The following is a 23,683-nucleotide window of genomic DNA, read 5'->3' on the forward strand; positions in this document are numbered from 1 at the left end:
ATGAAGACCCTGCTGACCGCGGCCGTGCTGGCCGCCGGGCTCCTGTCCGCCACGGCCGAGGCGGCTCCGCTGAAGATCGGCGTGTCCGCCGGCCCGTACGGCGAGATCCTCGACTTCACCGCCAAGATCGCCGTGAAGGAGGGCCTGGAGGCCAAGGTGATCGAATTCACCGACTGGAACATGCCCAACGCGGCGCTCCAGGCCGGCGACATCGACGCCAACAACTTTCAGCACCAGCCCTTCCTGGACAACCAGATCAAGCAGCGCGGCTACGAAATCGTTCCCGTCGCCAAGAGCGTCGTCGTCCCCATGGGCGTTTACGCCAAGAAGGCCAAGACCCTCGCCGAACTGAAGGACGGCGCCACCATCTCCATCCCCAACGACCCGACCAACGGGGCGCGGGCGCTGGGGCTGCTGGCCGACGCCGGGCTGATCACGCTGAAGGGCGCCGGTGGCGCGGGCACCACCATTGTGGACATCGCGTCCAACCCCAAGGGCTTGAAGTTCATCGAGCTGGACGCCGCCCAGCTGCCGCGCTCGCTGGACGACGTGGACGCCTCGGTCATCACGCTGAACTACGCGGTGCTGGCTGGGCTGGACCCCAAGGGTGCTTTGAAGCTGGAGGACGACCAGTCCAAGTGGCATCTGGTGTGGGCGGTGCGCAAGGACCGGCAGGACGATCCGTCCATCAAGCGGTTTATTGAGATTTACCGCTCGCCCGAGGTGCGGCAGTTCATCCTGACGCGCTTCAACGGCACCATCGTCCCGACTTGGTGAGTGGAGACCGGCGCCCGGCCGGCACCAGATGCCCACGCAACGCACTGGTGCCGGCCGGGCGCCGCTCCTAAAACGAGCCCTTACTTTTCGGGCGGAAGAGCAGTCCGGCATGATCACGCTAGAGCACATCGAAAAGACCTATCCGGCCCGCGGCGGCGGCGAGTCCGTGACGGCGCTGGCCGACACCACGCTGACCATCGGGAAGGGCGAAATCTTCGGCGTCATCGGCCGCTCGGGCGCCGGCAAGAGCACGCTGCTGCGCACCATCAACCTGCTGGAGACACCGACCCGCGGCAAGGTGTGGGTGGACGGCGTCGAGATGACGGCGCTGAAGCCCGCGCAGCTGCGCGAGGCGCGGCACTCCATTGGCATGATCTTCCAGCACTTCAACCTGCTGTCGTCGCGCACGGTGTTCGGCAACGTGGCGCTGCCGCTGGAACTGGCCGGGGTGCCGAAGGCGCAGATCAAGGCGGCGGTAGAACCGCTGCTCGACCTCGTCGGCCTGGCGGACAAGCGTGACCGCTACCCGGCCGAGCTGTCGGGCGGACAGAAGCAGCGCGTCGGCATCGCCCGCGCGCTGGCCTCCAAGCCCAAGGTGCTTCTGTCGGACGAGGCGACCTCGGCCCTCGACCCGGAGACCACCGAACAGATTTTGCACCTGTTGGCGGACATCAACCGGCGCCTCGGCCTGACCATCGTGCTGATCACCCACGAGATCGCCGTCATCAAGGAGATCTGCCACAAGGTGGCGGTGCTCGACGGCGGGCAGGTGATCGAGACCGGGCCGGTCTTCGACATCTTCGCCCACCCGCAGAGCGCGGTGACGCGCAGTTTCGTCGATCCGGTCATCAACCGCGACCTGCCGGACAGCCTGAGGCTCCGCCTGTCGGCCGAGCCGGCGGGTGACAGCAACCCGGTGCTGCGCATCACCTTCACCGGTGAGCGCGCGACGGCGCCGGTCATCAGCCTGCTGAGCCGCAAGTTCAACATCGACATGAACATCTGGCACGGCCAGATCGACGAGATCCAGGGGGCGCCGTTCGGCACCCTGGTCGTCGAGGTGGTCGGGCCGCCGACCTCCATCGAGGCGGCGATCAGCCTTCTCAAAGTGAACAATCTCGGAGTCGAGGTGCTTGGCCATGCTGTCCCCGGAAATCATCGCGTTGCTGTTTAAGGCGACGCTCGACACGCTGCACATGGTGGCGGTGTCGGGGGCGCTGGGAACCTTGATCGGCCTGCCCATCGGCGTGGCTCTGGCCGTCACCGGCAAGGGCGAGCTGTTGCAGAGCCTGACCTTCAACCGCGTCTTCGGCGCGGTGGTGAACGTCGCGCGCTCGACGCCCTTCATCATCCTGGTGGTGGCGATCATCCCGTTCACCCGGATGGTCGCCGGCACCTCCATCGGCACCGCGGCGGCCATCGTGCCGCTGACCGTCGCCGCCATCCCGTTCATCGCCCGCATCGTCGAGGGCTCGGTGCGCGAGGTCGACCGCGGCCTGATCGAGGCGGCGCAGGCCATGGGAGCTACGCCGTTCCAGATCATCCGCAAGGTCCTGCTGCCCGAGGCGCTGTCGTCCATCACGCTGGGCCTGACCTTGGCGGCGGTCAGCCTGATCGGTTACTCGGCCATGGTGGGTGCGGTCGGCGGCGGTGGCTTGGGCGATCTGGGCATCCGCTACGGTTATCAGCGCTTCCTGCCGGAAGTGATGCTGGCGGTGGTCGTGGTGCTGGTGGTGCTGGTGCAGATCGTCCAATCGGCCGGCGACTTGCTCGCCCGCCGCTTCAACAAACGCAATTTGAAGACCTAAGAAACCTAAAAACGAGGAGAAGAGACATGTTGCGTACCCGCCTGCTTGGCGCCGTGCTCGGCGCTGCGGCTTTGACCGTCGCCGGCACCGCATCGGCCGAGACCATCAAGATTGGCGTCTCCGCCGGCCCGCACGCGCAGATCATGGAACAGGTGAAGCCCATCGCCGCAAAGCAGGGCCTGGACATCCAGATCATCGAGTTCACCGACTACGTGATCCCCAATCAGGCGCTGTCGCAGGGCGATCTGCAGGCCAACTCGTTCCAGCACGAGCCGTACCTGGACAATCAGGTGAAGGACCGCGGCTATGAGATCGTCAACGTCGGCAAGACCGTCGTCTTCCCCATGGGCATCTACTCCAAGAAGGTGAAGAGCCTCGCTGAGCTGAAGGACGGTGCCAAGATCGCCGTTCCCAACGACCCGACCAACGGCGGTCGCTCGCTGCTGCTGCTCCAGGCCAACGGGCTGATCAAGCTGCGCGACGGCGCCGGGCTGAAGGCCTCGCCGGTGGACATCAAGGAGAACCCGAAGAAGCTCCAGATCCTGGAGCTGGACGCGGCGCAGTTGCCGCGCTCGCTGGACGACGTGGACGCAGCGGCGGTGAACACCAACTACGCGCTGGAATCGGGGCTCGATCCCAACAAGGACACCATCGCCAAGGAAAGCGCCGACAGCCCGTACACGAACATCATCGCCGTGCGCAAGGCGGACAAGGACAAGCCGTGGGTCGCCGCGCTGGTCCAGTCCTACCACTCGCCCAAGGTGAAGCAGTTCGTACTCGACAAGTTCAAGGGCGCGGTCGTTCCGGGCTGGTGAGCCCGGATGAACGAGGGGCCTCGCGAGGCCCCTCGTCGTTTCGTCACCCCGTCACGAACCAACTGTTGTTGACCTGCTCGCGGCGGATGTTTTCCAGCGTGACGCGGTCGTCGTGGCCCAGATCCACCACGGCGAAGCCTCTGGAGTCCGAGGTCACCTTGTGCCGCTGGCCGGACGCCAGTTGAATGCGGTCGCCGGCCGCGTAGTTGAAGTCGGTGATGCGGTCCGCGCCGCTGCCGGAGGCGAAGCAGAACCGGTCGGCGCCGTCGCCGCCGGTCAGGAGGTCGTTGCCGCGGTCACCCCACAGCCGGTCGGCACCGGCCCCGCCGTTCAGCGTGTCGTTGCCGACGCCGCCGTACAGCCAATCATCATTCTCCCACCCATTGATCAGGTCGTCGCCGGCAAGCCCGGAGAGCGTGTCCTTCCCTGCCCCGCCGGCCAGCGTGTCGTTGCCCGTCGTGCCGGTCGTGCCGACGCCCGCGGGCGGGTTCGCCACCGGGGCTCCGCCCGGCACGATGGAAAAGCTGCGGCCGGTGAACTGCTCGGCGTAGCTGTCGATGGAATACATGTAGTTGCTGGTGATCGTCGGAGTCAGGTCCGACATGATCGTCCCGGTGGCCGTCTGCCCCTGGTAAGTGGCGCCGCCGGCATACTCGTCGAAGGCGCCGAGCATGTGGCCGTACTCGTGCGCCGCCAGTTCGTCCTGGTAGCTCGGCCCCCAGGCGGTGTCGAGGTACCAGTTCAGCATGTCGCCGCCGCCGGCCGTGTTGTGCACCGCCACGTCGTAGTCGGCGCCACTGTCGACGAACTGCACGTCGAAGCGGATCGCGTATTGGCCGGAGCTGTCGGACAGGCTGAACTTGTTGTTCCAGATCTGCTCGATCCCGCTTTCCCAGACCTGTTTGTAGGCGCCGGGGTCGTCGCCGGTGAGATGGATCTTGGTTTGCACGGTGAAGGCACTGCCGTCGAAACCGAGGCCGTACTTCACTTCCCAGGCGTAGCCGCCGTCCGCCCGGTTCTCATAATAATCCACCGGCTTCGCTGAAAAGCTGGCGAAAGGCGCCGGTGGCGCCGCGGCCACCGCATACCGCGGCCCATCAGCATCGCCGTATGATTCCCCAAGTTCCCGTCCGAACAGCATCGCAGGTCTCCGCCTTGGTTGCTTTGACCAAAGCTGCGCCTGCCGTGGAGACTTTGTTGTGACCAAACCTGGGCTTGGCCTATTTAACTAGTTGTTTTATAACGAAGTATCGGTCTAGGTCCGAGGGAGTAGACCGGACCACCGTTCGGGTGGCCCGGACCACGAAACCCTGTTACTCCGAAGCCTTAGTTACTCCCCTGCCATCGCCACCGGGCTGGGCGCGGCGTTGACCGGGGCGGCGAGTTGGGCGTCCACGACGGCGATGGCCGTCATGTTCAGCAGGCCGCGCACGGTCACCGACGGCGTCACGATGTGCACCGGGCGCGCGGCGCCCAGCAGCATCGGCCCGACGTTCTGCGCGTCGCCAAGGATCTTCAGCATGTTGAAGGCGATGTTGGCGGCGTCCAGCGTCGGCATGACCAGCAGGTTCGCCTCGCCCTTGAGGCGCGAGTCCGGCAGCACGCCCTTGCGGATCGCTTCCGACAGCGCCGCGTCGGCGTGCATCTCGCCGTCCACTTCCAGCTCCGGCATCTCGCGCTCGATCAACTGGTAGGCCAGCCGCATCTTGCGGGCACTGGGCGTGTCGGCGCTGCCGAAGTTGGAGTGCGAAAGCAACGCCACCTTGGGCTCGATCCCCAGACGCCGCACCTCTTCCGCCGCCAGCCGGGTGATCTCTGCCACCTGCTCGGCGGTGGGGTCGGGGTTCACGTAGGTGTCGCAGAGGAAGTAGGTGCCCTTGGTGAGGATCAGCATGTTCATGGTGGCGCCGACGTTCACGCCCTTGCGCAGGCCGATCACGTCCATGATGTGCGCCAGATAGTCGTTGTAGCGCCCGGACGTGCCGCAGATCAGCGCGTCCGCCTCGCCGCGCTTGACCATCAGCGCGCCGAACACCGCCGGCTGGCTGCGCAGCACGTTCATGGCGTGCGCCGGCGACACGCCGCGCCGGCCCATGGAGCGGCGGTAGATCTCGGCGTAATTGTGGTAGCGCAGGTCGCGGAGGATCTCGATGACCTCGACGTTCTTGCCCGGCTTCAGGCGCAGGCCGAGTTCGGCGATGTTGCGGTCGATGACCTCGCGCCGGCCGATCAGGATCGGCTGGGCGATCCCCTCGTCCAACGCGCTCTGGGCGGCGCGCAGCACGCGCTGGTCCTCGCCCTCGGCGTAGACGACGCGCTTGGGCGCCTGCTTGGCGCGGTCCATCACCGGCTTCATGACGAGGCCGGAGCGGAACACGTACTGGCCGAGCTGGTCGCGGTAGGCGCCGAAGTCGGCGATGGGGCGCGTCGCCACACCGGATTCCATCGCCGCACGGGCGACCGCCGACGACACCTCGACGATCAGGCGCGGGTCGAAGGGCTTGGGCAGGATGTATTCGGGGCCGAAGCGCAGTTTCTCGCCGATATAGGCGGCGGCCACCACGTCGGACGGTTCGGCCTGCGCCAGCCCGGCCACGGCGTGCGTAGCGGCGATCTTCATCTCTTCATTGATGGTCGTCGCACCGACGTCGAGCGCGCCGCGGAAGATGAAGGGGAAGCACAGGACGTTGTTGACCTGGTTCGGATAGTCCGAGCGGCCGGTGGCGATGATGGCGTCCGGCCGCGCCTCGCGCGCCACGTCGGGCATGATCTCCGGCTCGGGGTTGGCGAGCGCCAGGATCAGCGGGTTGGCCGCCATGCGCTTGACCATCTCCGGCTTCAGCACCTTCGGACCGGACAGGCCGAGGAACAGGTCGGCGCCGTCGATCACCTGATCCAGCGTGCGCAGGTCGGTGGTCTTCGCGTAGGCGTCCTTGAAGGGGTTCATCTCCTCGTTGCGGTGCGTGTGCACCAGCCCGACGCGGTCGATGAGCCAGACGTTCTCGCGCTTGATCCCCAGGCTGACCAGCAGATCAAGGCACGCGATGCCCGCCGCACCGCCGCCGGTCGAGACCACCTTGACCGAACCGATGTCCTTGCCGACCAGCTTCAGGCCGTTGAGCACCGCGGCACCGACGACGATGGCGGTGCCGTGCTGGTCGTCGTGGAAGACCGGGATCTTCATGCGCTCGCGGCAGCGCCGCTCGACCTCGAAGCAGGCCGGGGCGGCGATGTCCTCCAGGTTGATGGCGCCGAAGGTCGGCTCCATCCGCACGATGGTGTCGACCAGCCCGTCGACGTCCAACTCGTTCAACTCGATGTCGAAGCAGTCGATGCCCGCGAATTTCTTGAAGAGGACGGCCTTGCCCTCCATCACCGGCTTGGCGGCCAGCGGTCCGATGTTGCCCAGCCCCAGCACCGCCGTGCCGTTGGTGACCACCGCCACCAGATTGGCGCGGGTGGTCAGTTCAGCCGCCTGCACCGGATCGGCGTGGATCGCCATGCTGGCGGCAGCCACACCCGGCGAGTAGGCCAGCGCCAGATCGCGCTGGTTCGCCATCGCCTTGGTGGCGACGATCTCCAGCTTACCCGGCTTCGGCTTGCGGTGGTATTCAAGCGCCAAGGAATCGAGATCGCTGGATTCGCGGGACATGACGGACTCCCCAGTTAACCTGTTTTAAGTTAATTGGTCGCGCGCGACCAAACCGACAGACCGGTTATACCGCATTCGCCCCGGCGCACAAGGCACTGCCGGAGCATAGCAGCGACATGGAAACAAGGGCGGCCACGTGTGCCGCCCCTGTTCCGTTTCAACAGCCCTTCATTACGAAGGTGCCGCGTCAGATCTTGGCGATGGCCGGCTCGCGGAAGAAGTGCTGGTACTCCTCGACCGCCTTGGTCTCGTCGAACTCGCCTTCCATCTTGGCGACCACCACGGTGGCGACGCCGTTGCCGATCAGGTTGGTGATGGCGCGGGCCTCGGACATGAAGCGGTCCACGCCCAGCAGCAGGGCCAGACCCTCGACCGGCAGCGTGCCGGTGGCCGACAGCGTGGCGGCCAGGGTGACGAAGCCGCCGCCGGTGACCGCCGCCGCACCCTTGGAGGTGACCATCAGCAGGCCGAGGATGGTGATCTGCTGCCAGATCGTCAGGTCGATGTTGAAAGCCTGGGCGATGAAGATCGCCGCCATCGACAGGTAGATGGAGGTGCCGTCCAGGTTGAACGAGTAGCCGGTCGGGATGACCAGACCCACGACGTGCTTGGAGCAGCCGAACTTCTGCATCTTCTCCATCATGCGCGGCAGCACCGATTCAGAAGACGAGGTGCCGAGCACGATCAGCAACTCCTGCTTGATGAAGCGCAGGAAGCGCCACAGGCTGAAGCCGTACAGGCGGGCGATGGTGCCCAGAACCAGGAAGACGAAGATCGCCATGGTGACGTAGACGGCGGCCATCAGCTGGCCCAGCGACAGCAGCGAGGCGACGCCGTACTTGCCGATGGTGAAGGACATGGCGCCGAACGCACCCAGCGGGGCGACGCGCATCAGGATGCCGATGACGCCGAACAGACCGTGCGCGACCTTGTCGAAGATGTCCTCGACCAGCTTGCCCTTCTGGCCCATGGCGGCCAGCGCCACGCCGAAGATCACCGCGAAGAACAGGATCTGCAACATATCGCCCTTGACGAAAGCGCCGATGGCGTTTTCGGGCACGATGTTCATGAAGAAGTCGAGGGTCGAATGCGCCTTCGCCTCGGAGGCATACTTGGCGACCGCCTCGGCCTTGAGCTGACCGGCGTGGATGTTCATGCCCGAGCCCGGACGCACGAGGTTCACCACGATCACGCCGATGGCCAGCGCGAAGGTCGTCACCACCTCGAAGTACAAGAGCGCCTTGCCGCCGACCTTGCCGACCTTCTTCATGTCGCCGATCGACGAAATGCCGGTCACCACGGTCAGGAAGACGATCGGGCCGATGACCATCTTGATCATCTTGATGAAGACGTCGCCCAGCGGCTTCATCTCCACCGCCAGCGACGGGTAGAAGTGGCCGAGCAGGATGCCGATGGTGATGGCGGACAGAACCTGGACGGTCAGGTTCGTGTAGAACGGCTTCTTCTTAGCCGGCTGGCCGGAATGAGGCATGCGGAACTCCTTGGCGTTTCCCTAGGTCGCGCCGATGCGCGGCGCTTCTTGGTCTGGCCTCCATAAGGCAATTCGTGTGCCAAACGTCTGGGCGTTGACTCGCCTGGATTCCCCTTCCCCATGCGGGCGGAATTCCGCACAAGACCCGTTCGTTCGTGTGCGGATTTCCGCACACCGCGACCGAGACTTGCTGCGATGCAGCACGAACCGGAAGAAGCTTAGCCATTCACCGGGTTTCCGCGACATTCCATGAGCTTGCGCTTCGTTCCGAAAAGAGACCTTGCCCGCGCCGTTCGCCCGGCGCAGAACCGTAATGGTTAGAATGCATACGGGGCCAAGGGCGTGACGCGGACGGCGGGGATCACACGGCACGGGGGCGGTGCGCCATGAACGCGCCCGGCCGCATGCGCCTGCTGGCCCTGCTGGCCCTCATTCTCGGCGCGCCATTGGCGGCGGCGGTGGCGGCAGCGTGGGGCGAGCAGGCGGCCCGCGAGGCACTGCGCGAGGAGGGCCACGCCCAACTGGCGCTGTTCGGCGCCAACCTGCGCACCGAGCTGGAAAAGCACCGCGCCGTGCCCTTCGTGATGGTGCACGACCATCAGGTGGCCGACCTGCTGGCGCTGCCCGATCAAAACGCGGCCATTGCCATGAACCGCAAGCTGGAGGCCATCGCCGACGCGCTGCCGGCTTCGGCGCTGTACCTGATGAACACCGAGGGCATCACTGTCGCGGCCAGCAACTGGAACCGCCCGGACAGTTTCGTCGGCCAGAATTTCGCCTTCCGCCCCTACTTCCGCGACGCCATGACGACCGGCGAGGGGCACCATTTCGCGCTGGGCACCACGTCGCTGGTGCCGGGCTATTACACGGCGCACCGGGTGATGGCGGAAAACCGCACACTGGGCGTCCTGGTGCTGAAGGTCGCCTTCAACGCGCTGGAGGCCGGCTGGCGCGAGGCGACGCCGCGCGTTGCCGTGACCGACCGCGACGGCCTGGTCTTCATCACCAATGTGGATTCCTGGCGCTTCCACAGCCTGCCGACCGAGCACGCCGACGAGCTGGTGCCGATCAACGCCATCGATCCCCTGCCTTGGCGCGTCGACCCGCGCGGCGGCGAGATCGTCACGGTCGAGGAGAACCGCCAGCGCCGGCCCTACATCATGGCCTCGTCGGCGCTGCCCGATGGCGACTGGACTCTGCACCTGCTGACCCGGCTGGAGCCGGCCTACGCCCGCGCCCGGCAGGCGGCGCTGCTGGCGGCCGGCGCGGTGGCGCTGCTGGTGATGAGCGGCCTTCTGCTGGCCCAGCGCCGCTACGCCATACACGAGCGCCTCGCCATCCAGGAGGAGGCGCGGGCCGAACTGGAGCGCCGCGTCGCCGCCGCCACCACCGAGCTGCGCGCCCGCGAGAACGAACTGGTGCAGGCAGCGAAGCTGGCGGCGCTCGGCCAGATGTCGGCGGGCATCGCCCATGAGATCAACCAGCCCCTGGCCGCCATCCGCACGTTCGCCGACAACGCCGCCGTGCTGCTGGAGCGCGGCAAGGCGGCGATGGTGCGCGACAATCTGGCCGAGATCGCCGGCCTGACCGACCGCATGGCGGCCATCACCCGCCACCTGAAGGGCTTCGCCCGCCGCGCGTCCGGCACGCAGAGCGCCGTGGACGTGGCCGCCGCCGTGCGGCAGGCCCTGGCGTTGCTGGAAGCCAAGCTGCGCCGCGACGACGTAGCCATCGCGCTGGACTTGGCCGACGAGCCGGTGTGGGTGAACGGCGAGGACGTGCGGCTCCAGCAAGTGCTGGTCAACCTGTTCACCAACGCCGGCGACGCCATGCGCGGCAGTGCGGAGCGTACGCTGCACATCGGCCTGACGGTCGAGAAAGCCTGCGCCGTGCTGACCGTGCGCGACACCGGCCGCGGCATCGCCGACGACGATCTGGCCCGCCTGTTCGTCCCCTTCTTCACCACGAAGGAGGCCGGCGAGGGGCTGGGCCTCGGCCTGTCGATCTCGCACGGCATCGTGCGGGACTTCGGCGGCACGGTCGCCGCCAGCAACCACCCGGAGGGCGGCGCCTGCTTCACCCTTCGCCTGAAACGCACGGAGGCTCCGGCATGACCACGAGTGGCGCGGTGCTGTTCATCGACGACGAGCGGCCGATCCGCATGGCCGGCTGTCAGGCGCTCGACCTCGCCGGGTTCGAGGTGACGCCGTGCGAGAACGCGGAGCAGGGGTTGCGGCACATCAGCCGCGACTGGCCCGGCTGCGTCATCAGCGACGTGCGCATGCCGCGCATGGACGGCATGGAGCTGTTGCAGAAGATCCGCGCGCTCGACCCCGATTTGCCGGTGATCCTCATCACCGGGCACGGCGACGTGCCGATGGCGGTGCAGGCCATGCGCGACGGGGCCTACGACTTCATCGAGAAGCCCTTCCCCTCCGACCGGCTGGTGGAGATCGTCCGGCGCGCGGTGGACCGGCGGCGACTGGTGATGGAGAACCGCAGCTTGCGGGCCGAGCTGTCGGAGAAGTCCGCCGAGGCCTACCCGATCATCGGCCGCACGCCCGGCATCGAGCGCCTGCGCGCCACGATCTCCGCGGTGGCGGCGACCGCGGCGGACGTGCTGGTGCTGGGCGAGACCGGCACCGGCAAGGAACTGGTCGCCCGCAACCTGCACGCCCAGAGCCCGCGCCACAAGCACCCCTTCGTGGCGCTGAACTGCGGCGCCATGCCGGAATCCATCATCGAGAGCGAGCTGTTCGGCCATGAGCCCGGCGCCTTCACTGGCGCCCTGAAGCGCCGGGTGGGGCGCATCGAGCACGCCAGCCGCGGCACGCTGTTCCTCGACGAGATCGAGAGCATGCCCATGTCGCTCCAGGTGCGCATGCTGCGCGTCCTTCAGGAGCGGGTGGTCGAGCCGCTGGGCGGCAACGACATCGTGCCGGTGGATCTGCGCGTGGTCGCCGCCACCAAGGTGGATCTGCGCAAGGCTGCCGACGCGCGGACGTTCCGCGAGGATCTGTACTACCGTCTGAACGTGGTGGTCATCACCATCCCGCCGGTGCGCGAGCGCCGCGACGACATCCCCCTGCTGTTCCAGCACTTCGTCATGCAGGCGGCGCAACGCTACAACCGCGAGGCGCCGCACCTGACGGCGGTGCAGACGCACCGGCTGATGACGCACGACTGGCCCGGCAACGTCCGCGAACTGCGCAACGCCGCCGACCGCTTCGTGCTGGGCATCGACGAGGCCTTGGCGGCCTCGGCCCCAGCGGTGGGCGGCACGCTGTCGCTGGCCGAGCAGGTGGATCTGTTCGAGAAGAGCGTCATCGAGACGGAGTTGGCCCGCCACAAGGGCAGCATCAAGTCCACGGTGGAGGCGCTGGGGATTCCCAGGAAAACCTTCTACGACAAGCTCAAGCGGTACGGGCTGAGCCGCGAGGATTTCGTCGAGTAGCGCGGGCCTGGGAGAGCCGAATGGAACACCGTGGAACACTATGAAACAGTGTGCAGAGGGTGTTTCGTTCGTTGCCCTGGGCCAAGTGGGGGTGCCGGAGCGGAATCGGACGGCGGTGCGCACCGCGATCCCTCCCGCGACGGATTAACGGACTACAGTCCTAGCACACCCGCGCGGATTTTGCAAGATGCGGACGCGGTCAGCGCTTGGTGGTTTTCCGGCGTTTGGGTTTCGCCAGCTTCGGCGGCGGAAGATCTTTGACAGATAGGGGGCATTCGTTACCCTGCGGTGCCGAACAACAGGGGAAAGATGCCTACCATGACGAACGACGTGATCAGCGCCGGCAACATCGCCAAGGAACTCGGCCTGTCCGACGCCAAGGTGAAGAAGGCCATCAAGGAGTTGGACCTTCAGCCCGCCGCCAAGCGGGGTGTCTGCGCCTTCTACGCCCGCGCCGACGTGGAGCGGATCAAGGCGGCGCTCCTGCCGGCCTGACCGGAGCGCCTTATCGACTCTTGCGGCGTTTGCTTTTCGCGGGTTTGGGCGGCGAGGTCATCGCCTTGAGGACCGCCGCCTGATTCCGCTTCGCCGCCGCGGTGAACGCGCTGGTCCAGATGCCGGCCGCCCGGTTCGCCCAGGACAGCCAGACGCTGCGCGGAGAGCCCTTCATCGCTGGTCCCTTCTCGTGGTGCGAAGGGGATAACAGACGACGTTCCAATCCCTCTCCTGAACCGCGCCGGGTTTCCCGGAGGCCCCATTTCCTGAGAGGATGGGCAAACCGGCCTCCGGCGAACCCGGCGCGGTTCAGGTTCAGTTCAGGCTTTCAGGCTCCACCACCCTTGGAAACGTCACCGTAAACACCGCCCCCTGCCCCGGCGCGCTGTCCAGCGCGATGCGGCCCTTCAGCGAGCGTGTGGCAATATTGTATACAATATTGAGCCCGAGGCCGCTGCCGCCGCTCCGGCGGCTGGTGGTGAAGAACGGATCGAAGACGCGGGTGTGCAGCTCCGCCGGAATGCCGCGGCCGTCGTCGGAATAGACCAATTCCACCCCGTCCCCATCCAACCGGCGCACGGCGATGCGCAGACACCCGTGCTCGCCCGGCTCGTAGGCGTGCGTCAGCGAGTTCATCACCAGATTGGTCAGCAACTGGCTGAGCGCCCCCGGATAGCCGTCGAGAACGAGGCCGTCCGGGCAATCCACCTCCACCCGGTGAGCGGCGCGCTTCAGCCGGACGCCGAGGCTGCGCAGCACCTCGTGGATGTAGTCGCGCAGGTCGAAGGAGCGGCGCTCCTCGCTGGCCTGATCGACGGCCATCTGCTTGAAGCTCTGGATGAGCTGCGCGGCGCGTTCGATGTTCAGCATCATGATCTGGCTGGCCTCGGCCGCGGTCTCCATATAGTCGGCGAAGTCGGCCTTGCGCAGGCGGCCGGTATCGAACGCCCGCTGGACGTCCCGCATGCGTTCGGCCAGCAGCGAGGCGCCGGTCAGCGCGATGCCCACGGGCGTGTTGATCTCGTGCGCGACGCCGGCCACCAGCGCGCCCAGCGAGGCCATCTTCTCCGACTGGATCAGGTGGGCCTGCGCCTGCTTCAAATCGTGCAGCGCCTCTTCGGCCTGCTCCTTGGCGGTGCGCACCGACTCCTCGGCGCGGGCGCGGTCGGTGATGTCGACGTAGCGCCGCAGAAAGCCGCCGTCCGGCAGCGGCAGGTGCCGCGCGTCGAAGACGGTGTCGCCCCACAGGGTGAACTGGAAGTGGAAGGGCTGGTTGCGGCGCGCCGCCGCCACCCGCTCGACGGTGAAGGACTCCACGTCGACCGGGCCGTAGTCGCCCCGCGCCGCCATGGCGCGCACGATGTCCTCGAACCGGGTGCCGACCCGGATCGCGTCGTGCGGCAGGCGCGACAGATCGAAGTAGTTGCGGTTCCACAGCACCAGCCGCAGGTCGCGGTCGAAACCGGCGATGGCGTCGACCATGGTGTCGAACGCCGTCTCCAGCACCGCCTGCCGCTCCTGCAACGCGCGCAGGCGCCCGGCGGCGGCGGCGGTCTCCGGCACGTCGGTGCGCGCCACCGACAGCAGCCGGCCGCCCTCCCCGTCGTCCACCAGCGTCAGCGCCACCCAGACCCCGCCGCGCCGGCACAGCACCGCCATGGCGCCGCCCGACAGCCGGCGCACGATGTCGAACGCGCTCCGCCCCTCCGGGTCGGTGAGGGTGCCGTCGCGCACCACGGTGTTGAGCAACACCGCCAGCGGCATGTCCTTGAGGTTGCCGGACGCGAGATCGCCGGACGCGCCAAGCGAATCGGCGAAGGCCGGGCTCGCCCATATCAGGCGCCCGTGCGCGTCGAAGCGGGCCATTCCAGCGCCCGTCATGCGGCGGCATCTCCTCGCATCCACCGGACCGGTCCGGCGACGGGAAGAATAGCCGACGCCCCGCCCAAGACAAAGCGGCGTATTCTTACACAGACCGGCCGCATGACCGCGGCGCGCCGAAACCGGTATTTGGGGGTACGCGGGTATTCAGCGCTTGTCCTTGTCCCCTTGGGCCGCCATATCGGATTCAAGGGCTTCTGCACGACTGAAGCCGGTACCGCCAGCGGGACCGAACTCTTCTCGGTGCGTTCACGGGCGCGCCGGCTCTCACCCTCGCGGAAGGCCCCCGATGCCCAACAACGCGTCCGACGATTTTATCCCGGCCGGTCCGCCGGCTGAGCAGTGCCTGTCCCCGCGCCTGTCACAGGACGCGGTTGGCCACATCCTTGCCGCGCACCAGCTCTGGCTGATGAGCGGCGGCGCCGAGGGCGAATGCGCCGATCTGCGCGGGCTCAACCTGTATGGCCGTTCGCTGTGGCGGGCCGATCTGCGGCGGGCGCGGCTCGACGGCTGCACGCTGCGCGGCGCCGACCTCGACCACGCCGACCTGTCCGAGGCGTCGCTGATCGGCGCCTGCCTGGAGCGCGCCTCGCTGTGGTCCGCCCGGCTGCACCGGGCGCAACTCGCCTACGCCGACCTGTCCGGCGCCAACCTCGACCACGCCGACCTGTGCGGCGCCGACCTGACGGAAGCCAACATGGCCGGCGCGTCGCTGTGGGGGGCGCGGCTGTACGGCGCCGAGATGCTGCGCACCGAGGGATTAACGCCCGAACAACTCGCCACCGTGTCGGACGGCGGCGGCAGCCGCGCCCCCGTGCCCGGCGCGCCCTGACCACGGCCCGGCTCTAACGAACGACCCAAACGAACGACCAGGCCCAAACGAACGACCAGGAACGACAGAGGAGAGTCTCAATGTCCCGCGCCAACTACGTGGTCGTCGAACGGGAGGACGGCTGGTACGTCTCCTTCGAGCACAACGTCTACGGCCCCTGCCCCGGCGGCCGTGTCGGCGCGCTGATCACCGCCGTGCAGGCGGCGCAGCAGGCCGGCAAGGACGGCCACGCCGCCCAGGTTCTGGTGCGCGGGGCGGGCGGGACCCTGGCGCGCGCCTGGACTTTCGGCACCGACCCCTACCCCTGCCCTTGGGCCGAGGAGGCCCGCCTGGGCGCTTTCCCGGTGCGCGGCGCCCGCAAGGTGTCGCCCGCCGTCATCCCCAAGGAGGCGCGATGATCGACGGCGAACTGCTCGACCGCTACCGCGCGGCGTTCGGGGAGACGTTCACCGTCGGCCTTTGGGAGCGGCGTCCGGGCGACGCGGTCAATACGATGATGCGCGCCGCCCTGGCCGGCACCGGCCCGGCGGTGACCGACGACGCCATCGCCGCCGACCTGGCGTCCCGCATCGGCGCGCCGGAGAGCGAGGGGTAAGCGTTTAAAACTGCTTTCCGGCTGGCCCCAACCCCTCTCCCTCGACGGGAGAGGGGTTGGGGAGAGGGTGGCGCCGCGAAGCGGCCAGGAACTTATCCGCCGCCATCCAGCGGCTATCCCCCTCTCCCCACCCCCTCCCCCGCGAGGGGGGAGGGGCTATTTCACTCCCTACGCCGCCCGCTCCGACGCCCCGCCTTCACCCCGCTTCGGCGCGAGGTCGATGGCTTGGCGGAGCGCCTCCAGCATGCTGCGTTCGTCGGCGATGCCCTTGCCGGCGATGTCGAACGCCGTGCCGTGATCGACCGAGGTGCGGATCACCGGCAGCCCCACGGTGATGTTCACTCCCGCCTCCAGCCCCAGCACCTTGACCGGCCCATGGCCCTGGTCGTGGTACATGGCGACCACCAGATCGAAGTCGCCCCGCCCGGCGCGGAAGAACAGCGTGTCGGCCGGCAGCGGCCCCTCGACGTTCCAGCCCTTGGCGCGGCAGGCGGCGATGGCCGGCTCGATCTTCGCCTCCTCCTCGCCGTGGCCGAACAGGCCATGCTCCCCGGCGTGCGGGTTGATGCCGCACACGGCGATGCGCGGGTCGGAGATGCCGGCCTTCGCCAGCGTGGCGTGGCCGCGGGCGAGGGTGCGTTCGACCAGACCGGGCTCGATCTTGTTGACGGCGTCGATCAGGCCGATGTGCGTCGTCACGTGGATGACGCGCATCTTCGGCGTGGTCAGCATCATCGACACCTCCGGCGTGCCGGTCAGGTGCGCCAGCAACTCCGTATGGCCGGGGTATTTGTGACCACCGGCGTGCAGCGCCTCCTTGTTCAGCGGAGCCGTGCAGATGGCGTCCACCGCCCCGGAGACCGCCAGGTCGGTGGCGCGCTTGATGAACTGGAACGCCCCGTCGCCGGCCACCGGCGACAGTTTGCCCCACGGCAGATCGGCCGGGATCAGGCCGAGATCGACGCAGTCCACCGTGCCGGAGCGGAAGTCGGCGTCGCCCGGCCCCTGCACGCGCTTGACGATCAGCGTGCTGCCGACGATCTCCCCGGCCTGCTCCAGCCGGCGGGCGTCGCCGATCACCAGCGGCCGGCAGCGCTCGTACAGGTCGGCCTGCGCCAGACTCTTCATGATGATTTCCGGGCCGACGCCGGCCGCGTCGCCCATGGTGATCGCGATGATGGGTCCAGGCATCTTGCTCCTCACGTGATATGCGGCGCGGCCCTGCCGGTGCCCGCTTCCGGGACCGGCGGCAACCCTGTGGCGCGCAGGCGTTCGCGGCAGCGCACCAGCGTCTCGGGCGTGCCGAAGGCGCCGGCCTTGGTGATCAAGGGTATGCTCCGCGCCCCCTCCGCCAAGCCGAGCGGCACGCCCGGTTCCACCTCGCCCAGCAGGCGGATGGCGCCGATGCCCAGCGCCGCCAGGACGGCGCGCGCCGTCTCGCCGCCGGTCATGATCAGGCCGCCGATGCGCGGCGCCTGCTCGTGCACCAGCCGGCCGAGCGCCACCGCCAGCGTGTGCCCCTCGCGCAGGTCGGCCGACGGCCCGGTCTCGGTCATCAGCAGCAGGTCGTCGCCGGACGCCAGCGCTTCGCGCAGGTCCCGCTCGGCGTGGCCCCATTCGGCGGTGCCGGGGCCGAGGCGCAGCAGGTGCGGGTCGATGCACAGGCTGCGCACGCCGTGCACGCGGGCCAGTTCCTGCGCCTGGGCGCGCGCCACGCCGGACAGGCTGCCGACGATGGTCAGCACCGGGTCGAGCGGGTTGGGCACCGCAGGCTCCGGCAGGGCGCTCTCCCGCGCCAGCCCGAGCGCCCCCGGCAGATGCCGCGCCAGCCCCGCCGAGCCCACCCAGAACACCCGCTGCCGCACCGCGGCGGTGGCGCGGGCGAGGGTCGCCAGATCCTCCTCGGTCTCGGCGTCGCAGGCCAGCGCGTCCACGCCCTCGCCCAGCCAGCCGCTCAGCGCCTTGCGCACCGCCGCCTCACCCCGGCGGATCAGGTCGAGGCTTGCCAACTCCGCCTTCAGCCCCGCGGCCCGCAGCAACGCCGGCAGGTCGGCAACCCCGGCGATGCCCTCGTTGCGCCAGATCTCCGTCTCCTCCAGCGGCGTGCCCTTGACCAGCATGCGCCCCTGGCGCGTGGTGCGGCCGGTGGCCGGGAAGGCCGGGGCGACGACGGCGAGCAGCGCCGCGCCGTCCACACCGGCCAACGCCGCATGCACCGCCGCGGTTTCCGCCGCCCAGTTGCCGCGCAGCGTCGAATCGATCTTCTTGTAGAGCGCCACGCCCGGCGTGTGCAGCCGCCGCACCGCGTCCACGTTCAGCGCCGCCGCCGCTTCGCCGGCCAGGCGCCGGGTGTCGAGATCGAGCGCCACCGCGTCGGCGTCGGCCAGCGCGCCGCGCTGGTCGAGCAGCACCACCGTTCCCAGCCCAGCCGCCGCGACGGTGATGCCGCAGTCGGCCGCCCCGGACAGATCGTCGGCGATGATCAGGATGCCCGGCATCACGCACCCTTTCGCAAACGCTCGTTCTCGCGGGCGAGCTCGGCGCGGTTGGCGTTCTCGGCCGCCGCCTTGGTGATCGTGCCGGGCGGGAACTCCGCCATGCCCTCGCGGACGCGGACCCGGCCGGCCCACCACGCGGTCGCCAGCGGCACGCCGATCGCCGTCACCACCACGGCGGCGGCGACCAGCGCGGTGGCGGCCTGCGCGGCTTCGGCATAGGCGCTGTTGGCCGAGGCGACGATGGCCGGGACCGCCGCCGCGTTGCCGGCGGTGCTGGCCGCCGCGATGCCCGCGACGCCGTTGCCGCCGGTCATCTTGTCGGTGAGGATCAGCAGCACGCCCGACACCGCCAGCACGAACAGCCCGAGCCCGACGCCCAGCAGCCCCGCCGTCCACACCTTGGACAGGTCCAGCGTGGTGCCCAGCGCGAAGGCGAAGAACGGGATCAGCACCGGCACCGCCTTGCCGAAGAACTCGCGCAATTCCTTGTCCAGGTTGCCCAGCAGCATGCCGACCAGCAGCGGCAGCACCGCGCCGACCATGGCTTGCCACGGGAACGCCGACAACCCCGCCACGCCCAGCGAGACCATGGTGAGGAACGGCCCGGATTCCAGCGTCATCACCGAATAGGCGCCGACGTCCTCCGGCCTCCCGTACTGGCCCATCAGCGCCATGTAGAGGCCGCCGTTGGTGTCGTTGATGGCGGCGACGATAGCCAGGGTGGACAAGCCGGCGAACACGCCCGCGGTGATCGGCGCCTCGCCCAGCAGGCGGCCGAAGATGGCGGCGCACAGGATGCCGACGACGAACTTTGTGGCGAGCAGCGCGCCGCCCTTCTTCAGCACGTAGGGCGTGGCCGAGACGCTGATGGTGGCGCCCATGCACACGTAGAACACCGCCAGGATCGGCAGCGCCCCGGTGAACAGCGCCCCGGTGAAGGAACCGAAGAACTTGGCGGTGTTGGGGGCGAAGGTGGTGATGATCGCGCCGAGCAGCAGCGGCACGACCATCATGCCGCCCGGCACGCGCTCCACCGCCCGCTTGATGGGAACCTGGGCCATGACGTTTCCTTGGAAGATGCGTTGTTCGCTTGGGAACGCCAACAGAACGCCCTTGCGAATGTCGCGGATTCCCAGGACAACCGCCCCTCGGCATGGGGGGAGACGGACGGGCATGGGCGACGTTGCGGCGTATGGGGGGCTTTTCCTGACCGCGTTCGTCGCGGCGACGCTGTTCCCGGCGCAGTCGGAACTGCTGCTGGCCGGCTTGAGCGCGTCGGGCTCATACGACGTATGGCTTTTGCTGCTGGTGGCGACGGTAGGGAACGTGCTGGGCTCGGCGCTCAACTGGGCGCTGGGGCGCTATCTGATGCACTTCCAGGACCGGCGCTGGTTCCCGGTGAAGCCGCAGCACATCGAGAAGGCGATCGCGCGGTTTCAGCGCTTCGGCGCGTGGAGCCTGCTGTTCGCATGGCTGCCCATCGTCGGCGATCCGCTGACGCTGGTGGCCGGCATCCTGCGCGTGGACCTGCGGCTGTTCCTGCTGCTGGTGACGGTTGGGAAAGCCGGGCGGTACGCGGTGCTGGTGGCGGGGGTGGCGTAGGTCGTATCGAGCGCGGCGAAGCCTTGGACTTCGCCCGCGGCTCGACCCAACCTGCGAAACTCACCCCTCGGCGTGCAGCCCCTCGAAAATCTCCGCCAGCTTGGCATCGGCGTCCGGCCCGATCAGGGCGGCGACGGCGGCCAGCAGCCCCATCTCCTCCTTCTGGATGTGGAACAGCTCGCGTTCGCAGAACTCCAGGCCGGCCTCGCGGAACTCGGCCCAATCCTCCGGCGAGAACGCCCCGGCGGCCAGCGCGCCTTCGGCCAGGTCGGCGGCGACCTCGGCAACGGGCAGGATCGCGCGATGCTCGGAGATCAGCATCATCGTCATGCCGACCTGCCCGGCCTCGGCCAGCGCGGGGAACAGATGCCCCTCCTCGAAGCCGAAGTGGCGGCTGACCTCGTCCTTCACCACGCCGACGAGCGCCTCCAGCGCCCCGCGCACCTCGGCGTCCTTCAGGTTGGGGACCTTCAGTCCCTGGCGGACCAGCAGGCCCTCCAGTTCCTGAAGCGTGCCGAGCGTCGTCAGATGGTCGGCGTGCAGCAGCTGGCCGATGCGGGAGTTCACGTGGAGCATGCGATGTTTCCTGACTTGCGGGGACGGGGAGCCGGCGGGTCGCTGCGCAACGCGTTCAGCGCGCGGGCGCGGACCTTCACGGCGAAAACGATGACGGCGACGGCGGCGCCGACGCCGGCGACGGCGCCGGCCCGCGCGATCCACTCGACCTCGACGAGGTTGCCGAGGACCAGCAGCGCGATGGCCGACAAATGCAGAGCCGCGTGCACCCGCACCGGCTGTTCGGGCGTCAGCGCCGAGACGAGCGGCGGGCGGCGGCCGGGCATGGTGACGTGGACCGAGGCGAGGAACGGCGCGATGCGTTGCAGAACGCCGAACAGGAAGGTCATCAGCCAGCCGCCCACCGCCAGGATGACGAACACCGTCGGTGCGTTGAACTGGTCGAATCCCACCGCCAGCGACAGCCCGACGACGAGGCTGAGCGGCAGCATCGCCCACCCCGCGCGGATCATCACGAAGGGCACCCCCAGCCGCTTGCGCATCCGTCCGCGCAACACGCCGCCCATGGCCTGAAGGTGCAGCCCGGCGGCCAGCAGCCCGGCCAGCACCGCACCGATGGTGAGCATCCGCCCCGGCGTGAACGCCCCCGCCACCAGCAGCGCCAGCCCCACACAGCCGGCGGCCACCGCGGCGTTGCCGAGCCGCACCGGCGGCGCCTGCCCCAGCACCAGCATGGGGACGAGAATGGTCGAGAAGCCGGCGACCAGCATGCCCATGAACCCAAAGAGCGCCAGCCCCAGATGCACCCCGGTCAGCCCGCGGTGGTCCGGCAGGAAACCGAATCGCAGGTCGGCGAGCAGCACCAGCCCCAGCCCGGCCATGACCGCGAGGCTTCCCAGCGCAGCCCAGGCGCTGTGGCGGACCACCGGCATTTCCTTGGCGGCGCGCAGATTGTCGGCCATCAGCGCGGCGAACACCGCCAGCGCCGCGGCGGTCAGGACACCGCCGATGAAGGACAGCTCATGCGTCAGCGTCGCCAGCCCACCCGCGAACAGCGCGATCCCCGGCACCGCCAGCCAGAAGCTGGCCTTCGCCCAGAACACCGAGCCGACCGGCCGGATCGTCGCCATGGGCAGCAGCTGGTACGACGCCCCCATACCGGTGGTCGCCAGCGTGCCCAGGGTAAACAGGTGCAGCGCCGCCATGACCGTTCCCGGCCCGCCGCGCGATCCCGCCAGCGCATCGCTGCCCAGCGCCAGAAGCAACCATCCGGCGAGATGAAACCCAAGCGCCGCAGCGAAGAAACGGAACGGCACCGAGGCCGGCAGCAGGCGATCGCGGGATCCGAAGGCGATGTCAGGCGACAGCATACACCCACCTCCCGTTGACCAAAATCAAACCCAGCATCGGATTTCGGCAAAAAAGTACGAACAGTTGCATATGGCGTTTCGCTGGCGGTGCGAACGATACGGGGGGGCAGAGAAACGCCTCTTGATCGTGGTCAAGGATGGACAGAAGCCACGCGGACGAGTATTCCCAACGACTGGTGATAGGCTGCCGAAGACTGCCTTTGGCCGGTCGCGCGAAGGGGAAAGCGCCAAGCATGTTGGAACGTACTTCAGGAGCGTCGGCGGACGACGGAGTCCGCCGGATGGAGGCCATGCTGGCCGGCGTAGCCCTGCACGCCGCGGCCCGCCTCGGCGACGGCGTCACCGCGCCGGTGCTGGACCGTGTGCTGCGCACGCTGGCGCACAAGCACCCCCGCGCCTTCGAGGCGATGGCGGAGATGCGCCCGGCCGGCGTTCTGATCGACCCGGTCGACCAGCCCGTGGCGTTCCTGCTCTCGGTCGGGCCGGAGCCGCGCCTGCGCGTCGCCCGGCGCAACGCGGAGGCTGACGCTCCGACCTGCGACGCCACCATCCGCGGCCCGCTCATTAACCTGATGGATCTGCTGGAAGGCCGCATCGACGGCGACGCGCTGTTCTTCCGCCGCACGCTGGCGATCGAGGGCGACACCGCCCTGGTGGTGGCCCTGCGCAACGCGCTGGACGGCGAGGACATCGACCTCGTGGCCGACCTCGCAAGCATCGCCGGGCCGTTCCGCCACGCCATCCCCCGCCTGCGCCGCGAGGCCACCCGCCTGACCGGCGCGCTGGAGAGTGCCCGCGCCCTGCTGCTGGCGCCGGTTCTGGGCCGGCTGGACGCGCTGGAGCGCCGCATCGCCACCCCACCCCGTCCCACCACCCCAACCCGCTCTGCCCGAGAGATCTAACCCAATGGCCTTCGAGCTGATCTGCCCGGCGGGCACCCCCGCCGCGCTGCGCGCTGCCGTGGATGCCGGCGCCGACGCGGTCTATTGCGGTTTCCGCGATGAGACCAACGCCCGCAACTTCCCCGGCCTGAACTTCTCCCGCGAGGAACTGCGCGAGGCGGTGGCGTACGCGCACAGCCGCGGCCGCAAGCTGTTCGTCGCCATCAACACCTATCCCGCCGCCGGCAACCTCGGCCCCTGGCACCGCGCCGTGGACGACGCCGCCCGCCTGGGTGTGGACGCGGTGATCCTGGCCGACCTCGGCCTGCTGGATTACGCCGCGCGCAAGCACCCCGAGCTGCGGCTGCACCTGTCCGTGCAGGCGTCGGCGGCCAACGCCGAGGCGGTGACGCTGTTCCGCGACAGCTTCGGCGTGCAGCGCGTGGTGCTGCCGCGCGTGCTGACCGTGGCCGACATCAAGGGCCTGACCGCCGAGACCGGCGTCGAGGTGGAGGTGTTCGTCTTCGGCGGCCTCTGCCCGATGGCGGAGGGCCGCTGCTCGCTGTCCAGCTACGCCACCGGCCTGTCGCCCAACAAGCAGGGTGTCTGCTCGCCGGCCAGCCACGTGCGCTACGAGCCGCGCGGCGACGAGCTGATCTCGCGCCTGGGCGACTTCACCATCAATGTCTTCGGCGCCGACGAGCCGGCCGGCTACCCGACGCTGTGCAAGGGCCGCTTCGCCGCACAAGGCTCGGACGCCGGCTATTTGTTCGAGGAGCCCACCAGCCTGAACATCCTCCACATGCTGCCCGAGCTGAAGGCGGCCGGCGTGCACGCGCTGAAGATCGAAGGCCGCCAGCGCGGCAAGGCCTACATCGCCTCGGTGGTGCAGACCTACCGCAAGGCCCTGGACGCCTTCGAGCGCAACGGCAAGGTGCCCCACGTGGACATGGATTCGATGGTGGAGGGCGCCCGCGAGACCGCGGGCGCCTACCAGCGGTCCTGGCGCTGAGGA

General features: G+C 68.7%; 23 protein-coding genes. 13 read left to right on the forward strand and 10 right to left on the reverse strand.

Annotated elements, in window-relative coordinates:
- The 4 genes from ACSVDD_RS19385 to ACSVDD_RS19400 all read left to right on the forward strand — a co-directional run bounded on the left by ACSVDD_RS19385 (position 1) and on the right by ACSVDD_RS19400 (position 3,400).
- Entirely contained in the window at positions 1-777 is a 777-nt protein-coding gene (locus ACSVDD_RS19385) for a MetQ/NlpA family ABC transporter substrate-binding protein (protein ID WP_448191030.1), read from the forward strand.
- A gap of 109 nt (positions 778-886) precedes the next feature.
- A complete protein-coding gene (locus tag ACSVDD_RS19390; protein ID WP_448191031.1) occupies positions 887-1,951 on the forward strand; it encodes a methionine ABC transporter ATP-binding protein in 1,065 nt (354 codons plus the stop codon).
- Positions 1,917-2,585, forward strand: coding sequence for a methionine ABC transporter permease (locus tag ACSVDD_RS19395; protein WP_448191032.1), 669 nt, complete (start codon positions 1,917-1,919; stop codon positions 2,583-2,585). The genes ACSVDD_RS19390 and ACSVDD_RS19395 overlap by 35 nt, the downstream gene beginning before the upstream one ends.
- A 26-nt stretch (positions 2,586-2,611) precedes the next feature.
- Entirely contained in the window at positions 2,612-3,400 is a 789-nt protein-coding gene (locus tag ACSVDD_RS19400) for a MetQ/NlpA family ABC transporter substrate-binding protein (RefSeq protein WP_448191033.1), read from the forward strand.
- Positions 3,401-3,443: 43 nt separating this feature from the next.
- Here ACSVDD_RS19400 and ACSVDD_RS19405 read toward each other — a convergent pair whose 3' ends face one another.
- The 3 genes from ACSVDD_RS19405 to ACSVDD_RS19415 all read right to left on the reverse strand — a co-directional run bounded on the left by ACSVDD_RS19405 (position 3,444) and on the right by ACSVDD_RS19415 (position 8,544).
- Entirely contained in the window at positions 3,444-4,541 is a 1,098-nt protein-coding gene (locus ACSVDD_RS19405) for a calcium-binding protein (protein ID WP_448191034.1), read from the reverse strand.
- A 189-nt stretch (positions 4,542-4,730) separates the two neighbouring features.
- Positions 4,731-7,052: an NADP-dependent malic enzyme gene (locus ACSVDD_RS19410; RefSeq protein ID WP_448191035.1), complete on the reverse strand. Its 2,322-nt coding sequence runs from the start codon at positions 7,050-7,052 to the stop codon at positions 4,731-4,733.
- Positions 7,053-7,239: 187 nt separating this feature from the next.
- Positions 7,240-8,544 (reverse strand): dicarboxylate/amino acid:cation symporter, encoded by a 1,305-nt coding sequence (locus tag ACSVDD_RS19415; protein ID WP_448191036.1) that lies wholly within the window; start codon positions 8,542-8,544, stop codon positions 7,240-7,242.
- 386 nt (positions 8,545-8,930) lie between these two features.
- On the opposite strand from ACSVDD_RS19415, the gene ACSVDD_RS19420 reads away from it, so the two are divergent.
- The 3 genes from ACSVDD_RS19420 (at position 8,931) to ACSVDD_RS19430 (ending at position 12,493) form a co-directional block, all read left to right on the forward strand.
- Positions 8,931-10,658: a sensor histidine kinase gene (locus tag ACSVDD_RS19420; protein ID WP_448191037.1), complete on the forward strand. Its 1,728-nt coding sequence runs from the start codon at positions 8,931-8,933 to the stop codon at positions 10,656-10,658.
- Positions 10,655-11,998, forward strand: coding sequence for a sigma-54-dependent transcriptional regulator (locus ACSVDD_RS19425; RefSeq protein WP_448191038.1), 1,344 nt, complete (start codon positions 10,655-10,657; stop codon positions 11,996-11,998). The genes ACSVDD_RS19420 and ACSVDD_RS19425 overlap by 4 nt, the downstream gene beginning before the upstream one ends.
- Positions 11,999-12,316: 318 nt before the next feature.
- Complete coding sequence (locus tag ACSVDD_RS19430; RefSeq protein ID WP_448191039.1) at positions 12,317-12,493, forward strand: hypothetical protein; 177 nt, start codon at positions 12,317-12,319, stop codon at positions 12,491-12,493.
- A gap of 10 nt (positions 12,494-12,503) precedes the next feature.
- Here ACSVDD_RS19430 and ACSVDD_RS19435 read toward each other — a convergent pair whose 3' ends face one another.
- Positions 12,504-12,668 carry a hypothetical protein gene (locus ACSVDD_RS19435; RefSeq protein ID WP_448191040.1) on the reverse strand — a complete coding sequence of 55 codons (165 nt, stop codon included), beginning with the start codon at positions 12,666-12,668 and terminating at the stop codon, positions 12,504-12,506.
- Positions 12,669-12,808: 140 nt separating this feature from the next.
- Complete coding sequence (locus tag ACSVDD_RS19440; protein ID WP_448191041.1) at positions 12,809-14,374, reverse strand: PAS domain-containing sensor histidine kinase; 1,566 nt, start codon at positions 14,372-14,374, stop codon at positions 12,809-12,811.
- Between the two features lie 289 nt (positions 14,375-14,663).
- Here ACSVDD_RS19440 and ACSVDD_RS19445 point away from each other — a divergent pair, with 289 nt between their 5' ends.
- The 3 genes from ACSVDD_RS19445 to ACSVDD_RS19455 all read left to right on the forward strand — a co-directional run bounded on the left by ACSVDD_RS19445 (position 14,664) and on the right by ACSVDD_RS19455 (position 15,801).
- Entirely contained in the window at positions 14,664-15,206 is a 543-nt protein-coding gene (locus ACSVDD_RS19445) for a pentapeptide repeat-containing protein (protein WP_448191042.1), read from the forward strand.
- 80 nt (positions 15,207-15,286) lie between these two features.
- Positions 15,287-15,604, forward strand: coding sequence for a hypothetical protein (locus ACSVDD_RS19450; RefSeq protein WP_448191043.1), 318 nt, complete (start codon positions 15,287-15,289; stop codon positions 15,602-15,604).
- The gene (locus ACSVDD_RS19455; RefSeq protein WP_448191044.1) at positions 15,601-15,801 is read left to right on the forward strand and encodes a hypothetical protein; all 201 of its coding nucleotides are present in this window, start codon (positions 15,601-15,603) and stop codon (positions 15,799-15,801) included. The genes ACSVDD_RS19450 and ACSVDD_RS19455 overlap by 4 nt, the downstream gene beginning before the upstream one ends.
- A 168-nt stretch (positions 15,802-15,969) precedes the next feature.
- On the opposite strand, the gene pdxA is transcribed toward ACSVDD_RS19455, so the two are convergent.
- From pdxA to ACSVDD_RS19470, 3 genes are read right to left on the reverse strand one after another with little or no spacing between them, the layout of a single operon-like run.
- On the reverse strand, positions 15,970-16,992 hold the full coding sequence (pdxA, locus tag ACSVDD_RS19460; RefSeq protein ID WP_448191045.1) for a 4-hydroxythreonine-4-phosphate dehydrogenase PdxA: 1,023 nt from the start codon (positions 16,990-16,992) through the stop codon (positions 15,970-15,972).
- A gap of 8 nt (positions 16,993-17,000) precedes the next feature.
- On the reverse strand, positions 17,001-18,299 hold the full coding sequence (locus ACSVDD_RS19465; RefSeq protein ID WP_448191046.1) for a four-carbon acid sugar kinase family protein: 1,299 nt from the start codon (positions 18,297-18,299) through the stop codon (positions 17,001-17,003).
- Complete coding sequence (locus ACSVDD_RS19470) at positions 18,299-19,360, reverse strand: 2-keto-3-deoxygluconate permease (protein ID WP_448191047.1); 1,062 nt, start codon at positions 19,358-19,360, stop codon at positions 18,299-18,301. The genes ACSVDD_RS19465 and ACSVDD_RS19470 overlap by 1 nt, the downstream gene beginning before the upstream one ends.
- A gap of 112 nt (positions 19,361-19,472) precedes the next feature.
- On the opposite strand from ACSVDD_RS19470, the gene ACSVDD_RS19475 reads away from it, so the two are divergent.
- Positions 19,473-19,901, forward strand: a complete 429-nt coding sequence (locus tag ACSVDD_RS19475; RefSeq protein ID WP_448191048.1) for a YqaA family protein — start codon at positions 19,473-19,475, stop codon at positions 19,899-19,901.
- A 60-nt stretch (positions 19,902-19,961) separates the two neighbouring features.
- On the opposite strand, the gene ACSVDD_RS19480 is transcribed toward ACSVDD_RS19475, so the two are convergent.
- Together ACSVDD_RS19480 and ACSVDD_RS19485 are read right to left on the reverse strand one after the other, a co-directional pair.
- Positions 19,962-20,477 carry a hemerythrin domain-containing protein gene (locus ACSVDD_RS19480; protein ID WP_448191049.1) on the reverse strand — a complete coding sequence of 172 codons (516 nt, stop codon included), beginning with the start codon at positions 20,475-20,477 and terminating at the stop codon, positions 19,962-19,964.
- A complete protein-coding gene (locus ACSVDD_RS19485; protein ID WP_448191050.1) occupies positions 20,465-21,787 on the reverse strand; it encodes a hypothetical protein in 1,323 nt (440 codons plus the stop codon). Before ACSVDD_RS19485 ends, ACSVDD_RS19480 begins: the two co-directional genes overlap by 13 nt.
- 233 nt (positions 21,788-22,020) lie before the next feature.
- Here ACSVDD_RS19485 and ubiT point away from each other — a divergent pair, with 233 nt between their 5' ends.
- On the forward strand, positions 22,021-22,689 hold the full coding sequence (gene ubiT, locus ACSVDD_RS19490) for a ubiquinone anaerobic biosynthesis accessory factor UbiT (RefSeq protein WP_448191051.1): 669 nt from the start codon (positions 22,021-22,023) through the stop codon (positions 22,687-22,689).
- A 4-nt stretch (positions 22,690-22,693) separates the two neighbouring features.
- Positions 22,694-23,680 carry a ubiquinone anaerobic biosynthesis protein UbiU gene (ubiU, locus tag ACSVDD_RS19495; RefSeq protein WP_448191052.1) on the forward strand — a complete coding sequence of 329 codons (987 nt, stop codon included), beginning with the start codon at positions 22,694-22,696 and terminating at the stop codon, positions 23,678-23,680.
- Positions 23,681-23,683: the final 3 nt, after the last annotated feature.

The sequence above is a fragment of the Azospirillum terrae genome, from assembly GCF_053470425.1.

What these genes read in the sequence shown, in the direction of transcription:
- ACSVDD_RS19475 (WP_448191048.1), top strand. Translation starts at nt 19,473, where the DNA reads ATGGGCGACGTTGCGGCGTATGGGGGGCTTTTCCTGACCGCGTTCGTC.
- ACSVDD_RS19445 (WP_448191042.1), top strand. Translation starts at nt 14,664, where the DNA reads ATGCCCAACAACGCGTCCGACGATTTTATCCCGGCCGGTCCGCCGGCT.
- ACSVDD_RS19400 (WP_448191033.1), top strand. Translation starts at nt 2,612, where the DNA reads ATGTTGCGTACCCGCCTGCTTGGCGCCGTGCTCGGCGCTGCGGCTTTG.
- ACSVDD_RS19450 (WP_448191043.1), top strand. Translation starts at nt 15,287, where the DNA reads ATGTCCCGCGCCAACTACGTGGTCGTCGAACGGGAGGACGGCTGGTAC.
- ACSVDD_RS19385 (WP_448191030.1), top strand. Translation starts at nt 1, where the DNA reads ATGAAGACCCTGCTGACCGCGGCCGTGCTGGCCGCCGGGCTCCTGTCC.
- ACSVDD_RS19465 (WP_448191046.1), bottom strand. Translation starts at nt 18,299, where the DNA reads ATGCCGGGCATCCTGATCATCGCCGACGATCTGTCCGGGGCGGCCGAC.
- ACSVDD_RS19430 (WP_448191039.1), top strand. Translation starts at nt 12,317, where the DNA reads ATGACGAACGACGTGATCAGCGCCGGCAACATCGCCAAGGAACTCGGC.
- ACSVDD_RS19440 (WP_448191041.1), bottom strand. Translation starts at nt 14,374, where the DNA reads ATGACGGGCGCTGGAATGGCCCGCTTCGACGCGCACGGGCGCCTGATA.
- ACSVDD_RS19485 (WP_448191050.1), bottom strand. Translation starts at nt 21,787, where the DNA reads ATGCTGTCGCCTGACATCGCCTTCGGATCCCGCGATCGCCTGCTGCCG.
- ACSVDD_RS19410 (WP_448191035.1), bottom strand. Translation starts at nt 7,052, where the DNA reads ATGTCCCGCGAATCCAGCGATCTCGATTCCTTGGCGCTTGAATACCAC.
- ACSVDD_RS19420 (WP_448191037.1), top strand. Translation starts at nt 8,931, where the DNA reads ATGAACGCGCCCGGCCGCATGCGCCTGCTGGCCCTGCTGGCCCTCATT.
- ACSVDD_RS19480 (WP_448191049.1), bottom strand. Translation starts at nt 20,477, where the DNA reads ATGCTCCACGTGAACTCCCGCATCGGCCAGCTGCTGCACGCCGACCAT.
- ACSVDD_RS19390 (WP_448191031.1), top strand. Translation starts at nt 887, where the DNA reads ATGATCACGCTAGAGCACATCGAAAAGACCTATCCGGCCCGCGGCGGC.
- ACSVDD_RS19455 (WP_448191044.1), top strand. Translation starts at nt 15,601, where the DNA reads ATGATCGACGGCGAACTGCTCGACCGCTACCGCGCGGCGTTCGGGGAG.
- ACSVDD_RS19415 (WP_448191036.1), bottom strand. Translation starts at nt 8,544, where the DNA reads ATGCCTCATTCCGGCCAGCCGGCTAAGAAGAAGCCGTTCTACACGAAC.
- ubiT (WP_448191051.1), top strand. Translation starts at nt 22,021, where the DNA reads ATGTTGGAACGTACTTCAGGAGCGTCGGCGGACGACGGAGTCCGCCGG.
- ACSVDD_RS19395 (WP_448191032.1), top strand. Translation starts at nt 1,917, where the DNA reads ATGCTGTCCCCGGAAATCATCGCGTTGCTGTTTAAGGCGACGCTCGAC.
- ACSVDD_RS19405 (WP_448191034.1), bottom strand. Translation starts at nt 4,541, where the DNA reads ATGCTGTTCGGACGGGAACTTGGGGAATCATACGGCGATGCTGATGGG.
- ACSVDD_RS19435 (WP_448191040.1), bottom strand. Translation starts at nt 12,668, where the DNA reads ATGAAGGGCTCTCCGCGCAGCGTCTGGCTGTCCTGGGCGAACCGGGCG.
- ACSVDD_RS19470 (WP_448191047.1), bottom strand. Translation starts at nt 19,360, where the DNA reads ATGGCCCAGGTTCCCATCAAGCGGGCGGTGGAGCGCGTGCCGGGCGGC.
- ubiU (WP_448191052.1), top strand. Translation starts at nt 22,694, where the DNA reads ATGGCCTTCGAGCTGATCTGCCCGGCGGGCACCCCCGCCGCGCTGCGC.
- pdxA (WP_448191045.1), bottom strand. Translation starts at nt 16,992, where the DNA reads ATGCCTGGACCCATCATCGCGATCACCATGGGCGACGCGGCCGGCGTC.
- ACSVDD_RS19425 (WP_448191038.1), top strand. Translation starts at nt 10,655, where the DNA reads ATGACCACGAGTGGCGCGGTGCTGTTCATCGACGACGAGCGGCCGATC.